This window comes from Rhodopirellula sp. JB055, assembly GCF_043100905.1.
Lineage (GTDB): Bacteria > Planctomycetota > Planctomycetia > Pirellulales > Pirellulaceae > Rhodopirellula.
This window is the reverse complement of sequence record NZ_JBICHO010000628.1, coordinates 1-4128: the sequence shown is the minus strand read 5'-3', so window position 1 is coordinate 4128 and position 4128 is coordinate 1. Positions and strand designations below refer to the sequence as shown.

At 55.5% G+C, this 4128-nt stretch carries 3 protein-coding genes; 2 read left to right on the top strand and 1 reads right to left on the bottom strand.

Annotated elements, in window-relative coordinates:
- Positions 1–1364, top strand: a 1364-nt coding sequence (locus ACF8AM_RS24350) for a transposase (protein ID WP_392558144.1), incomplete at its 5' end; no start/stop codon positions are given.
- Between the two features lie 242 nt (positions 1365–1606).
- Here ACF8AM_RS24350 and ACF8AM_RS24345 read toward each other — a convergent pair.
- The gene (locus tag ACF8AM_RS24345; RefSeq protein WP_392558143.1) at positions 1607–2854 is read right to left on the bottom strand and encodes a PQQ-binding-like beta-propeller repeat protein; all 1248 of its coding nucleotides are present in this window, start codon (positions 2852–2854) and stop codon (positions 1607–1609) included.
- A 178-nt stretch (positions 2855–3032) separates the two neighbouring features.
- On the opposite strand from ACF8AM_RS24345, the gene ACF8AM_RS24340 reads away from it, so the two are divergent.
- On the top strand, positions 3033–4128 hold a 1096-nt coding region (locus ACF8AM_RS24340), incomplete at its 3' end, for a hypothetical protein (RefSeq protein WP_392558142.1).

Here is a 4128-nt window from a genome sequence, read left to right as displayed (position 1 = left end):
TCATCGTCCCCGAAGTCGCTCCCAAGCTCAAGGCCTTCCTCTGCCAAACTGGGCTCAAGCCGCTGGCACAAATGATGATGTTGCGAATCGTGCTGACCTTCATCATGCACCGTGGACGGATGAGCTGCAGTGCGGCTGCTGGTGCCATCGCGGCCGAACCAATCCACCGAGGCGAACTAACTCGGTTTCTCGCCCGTCCGCGGTGGCAGAAGCACGACTTCAACGAGCCGTTGATGCGGATGCTTCTGGCCAAAGAGAAAAAGCGTGGCAAGTTCCTCTTCCTAATCGACGCGACCCTGGTCAGCCAGTCAGGCAAGAAAACGCAAAACACCTTCAGCACTGGCAACCGCACTCGTCGCAAGATCAAGAAGGGATTCCGATACAACAACAAAAAGGTCGTTCGCAAGAATGTGCACAGCTTCACCTTTGGCCTGCTGATCACGCCCTCGGGCATCCGCATCCCGATGCAGATTCCCCACCGAACCAAAGAATACTGCGCCGAGCATGGCATCGTTCACATGACCACTGCCGAGGCGGCAGCCGAAATGATTCGTACGCTACCGCTGGACGACGACGCAGAAGTCGTCGTTTTGGGCGACACCGCGTATGAAGCCAAAGTCGTCCAAGAAGCGTGCGACGAGAAAGGATACACCTGGGTTTTCCCAGCCAACCCCGAGCGGGTTTACGAAGGACCGACTGGGGAGCGTCCCCAGTTGCGATCTCGACTGAAGGATTGGACGAGTCTGTCGCTAAAGACCATCAGGCTTCGAGCGTTCACGGGAAAGTACGCTGACTATCGGCGGCTTTCCAAATGGCGTGTTGGGCCGAAAATAAAACCACGCGTTTACTACGCTCATCAGGAAAGACGAAAGGTGCGAAGCGTTGGCGACGTGCAGATCGTTTTTTCGACAATGAAACCAAACCTGGAAAAGGCGACTCCCGACGATGTCAAAATCCTGCTGACCAACGCGGTTTGGTTGAGTGTGACCGAGGTGTTGGAACTGTATAGCGTTCGCTGGCAGATCGAACTGTTTTTCAAAGAACTCAAATCGACGCTGGGCTTTTCGCAGTACAGCTTCATCGACTTCCGCGCCGTGGAGGCCTGGGTGAACCTTGCGATCACGACGGTGCTGTACCTAGAACACGAGCGGATCACGCACATGCTCGATCGCCGCTTGAGCAAAGATCGCCAGCAGTGGTGGCAACGACAACGTCTCCACGGACTGTGCCATGCGGTCCGCCAGGCAAATGAACGCGACCAGCTGAAGTACATCGAAAAAAGAATAAAAACTTCTGGCGGGCTCAAAAAGCTGCAACGTTTACTCGCAGCTTCGATCCCGCAAGAATACCGAGTCGCTGCATGAATACTCGCCCCAAAAGCGCAACTTCAAAACGCGTTAGCGAGGCGAAGTCAACATCGTTTTTCCCTCGCTGACGCTTCGGGTTTTGATTAACGCGCAACTTCAAAACGCGTCAGCGAGGGACGCTCCCAACTCCCACGACGGCGCCATCCAGGGCGAAACTCAGACGCCAGCCACCATTCATCCCTGCCTCTTTGCTTCGCCGAGCGTTGTAGGTCACAACATTCGTGACAAGAATCAACCGGCTACTCCTCGATCCGATAGATCGCATCGGCCGTTCGCATGATCAAGGCATTGCCATCGACAGCGGCCGATGCCAGCGTTCGTTCGCCAAGATCGTTTTTCGCCAGGACCTTGTATTCCGGACCGGTCCTGATGACCGTCGTCTCGCCGGATTCGTTGGTGTAGTAGATCTTGCCATCCACCAAAATCGGTGACGAGGAAAACCCACCGCCGACGCGTTTCTTGTAGACGATGTCGCCGGTTGCCGCCTCCACACACATCGCGATTCCATCGTCGCTGACCGAGTAAATGAACTCTTCGTCGGCGAGCATCGATGGCGTGTGGGGCACGTTCTTGTTGAGCGACCATTTCAGATGCGAGTCGGTGACATCCCCCGTGCCGGTCGGATCAATGGCCAGCATGCTGGGCGTGTCGTAGCTGGTCGACAAATAGACCAATCCGTTGTGGTAAACCGGTTTTGGGATGACGGAGTAACCTGAATAACGCACTTGCCAAATCACATTGCCATTGGCGGGATCAAGTGCCAACACACAATCACTGCCGGGCGCGATGACTTGTCTTTGCCCCGCGACAACGATGGTCGACGGCGTGCAAAACGAAAACTTCCGATCTGCCTCCACAGGCCGATCGACTTCCCATGCAATCGCCCCCGTTTCGGCATTCAAAGCGACGACTTTGGGGTCTCTGGCTCCGTCGCACGTGAAGATCAGCTTGTCGTCGACCAACACCGGAGTCCCCCCGTTTCCGTGGACGGGTTTGAAATACAGATCGCGGTTCTTCCAGATCAGATTGCCATCGAGGTCCACACACGCCGTTCCTTGGTATCCAAAGTGCACAAATACGCGGTTGCCTTCCACAATTGGCGTCGGGCTGGCGTGCGAATTCTTCTTGTGAATCCTCGCACTCTTCTCAGCGGTTTGTTGCATCAATGGAACGGACTTCAACAGCTTGCCACTCTTTGCGTCGAGAATGACTAATGAAAGGTCAAACTCTGGCTTACTCGAATCGGATTCTGAATCCGCGGGGATCGCCGCCGACACATAGATCCGCCCATTCGCAACGACTGGAGACGACCAACCCTGCCCAGGCAACTCCGTTCGAAAAGCAATGTTCTTCTCGGGCGACCATTCCGTGGGAACGCTTGCGTCGGTGTCGGCGATTCCGTTTCCCGACGGTCCTCGGAAAATGTTCCATTCCTCTGCCTGGACGCAGTGAGGCGACAGAGCAAGCGAACCCAGAATGGCTGACAACAACGGAATGCTAACGGCAAGGATGCCGAACCGGGAATGGATCATGGGAAGTGGGCCACAAGGGATGGCGGAGGCGGGCGAGCGAAACGAATCGCAGACCATGATAGCCGATGTTTGGTCGGCTAGAATTGGCCGTCGTGATCGATGTCACCCGTTTCCCCGCACCACCAAATTCACCATGACGCGACGCCCCGGACGTGAATCTTCCCTTTCATTGACTCGGCGGGATTGGCTGTTCTCTGCTGCGGTCGGCAGTGGCGTGATGTTGCAAGCCAACGACCGAGTCTGGGCCGACGAGACAGCCGTTTCCGAAACGCCTCATTTCTGGTACCGGTTGGCTCCTGAGGGGCCATACATCGATTCCCAAAGAGACAACAAGGCGTTTGGGTTTGGCCAGGGGAAAATCTATCTGTCCGAAGACAACGGACATACCTGGCCGCACGACGCCATTTTTCGCGATTCGGAAAACATCACGTTCAGTTGCATCCTCGGGAACGGAAACATCCTGTTCGCAACTCGCACGCGATTGTTTCTCAGCACCGACAAATTGAAAACGTACAAGGAAGTTGTCGTACAAGACACCGACGGCAGCGACTACTTACCTCATCAACCGCTCGATCCGGCAAATCCGGGTTGGTACTTTCATCCACTCGATGGTGTCCACACCTGGGACGTGAATGGATCAGAAATGTTGGTGTGGGGCAACTACTGCAACGTGCTGGGTGGAGCCGTGCCAGTCAACATTTACTATTCGACCGACCAAGGCGAGTCCGTCAAAATTGCCTACTCATTTGGTATAAGTCCAACGTTCCAGCAACCCGGTGCCGGTCCCGATGACCTACTCGGCGACCCTGACAACCCGGTCGTCTGCAGGCACGTTCACTGCGTGACATACAATCCCGCTGAGAACGCTTTCTACGCTTGCACGGGTGACCACGATCGCATCGACGCCGGTGGCAACAATCACCAAGAATGCCATTGGCTTCGTGGCACGTACGACGCTGCGAACGATGCGTGGGATTGGCAAATCTTGGTGTCCGTCAATTCGAACTCTCGATATAAATCCGGCGGACTCAACTTCGTCAACGGGCAACTCTACTGGGCCTCCGATGCCAACGGAAACAACGGCAAGATGCCTCATGACCGTGGCATCTTTCGATGTGCCCCTGAGGACCTGGCGGATCCAACCAAGCATGAATTGCTGTTCAACCCGCACTACGAATCCGCCAACATGATCATCGAAGATGGCGTGATTCTGTCGGCCCACTACGCTC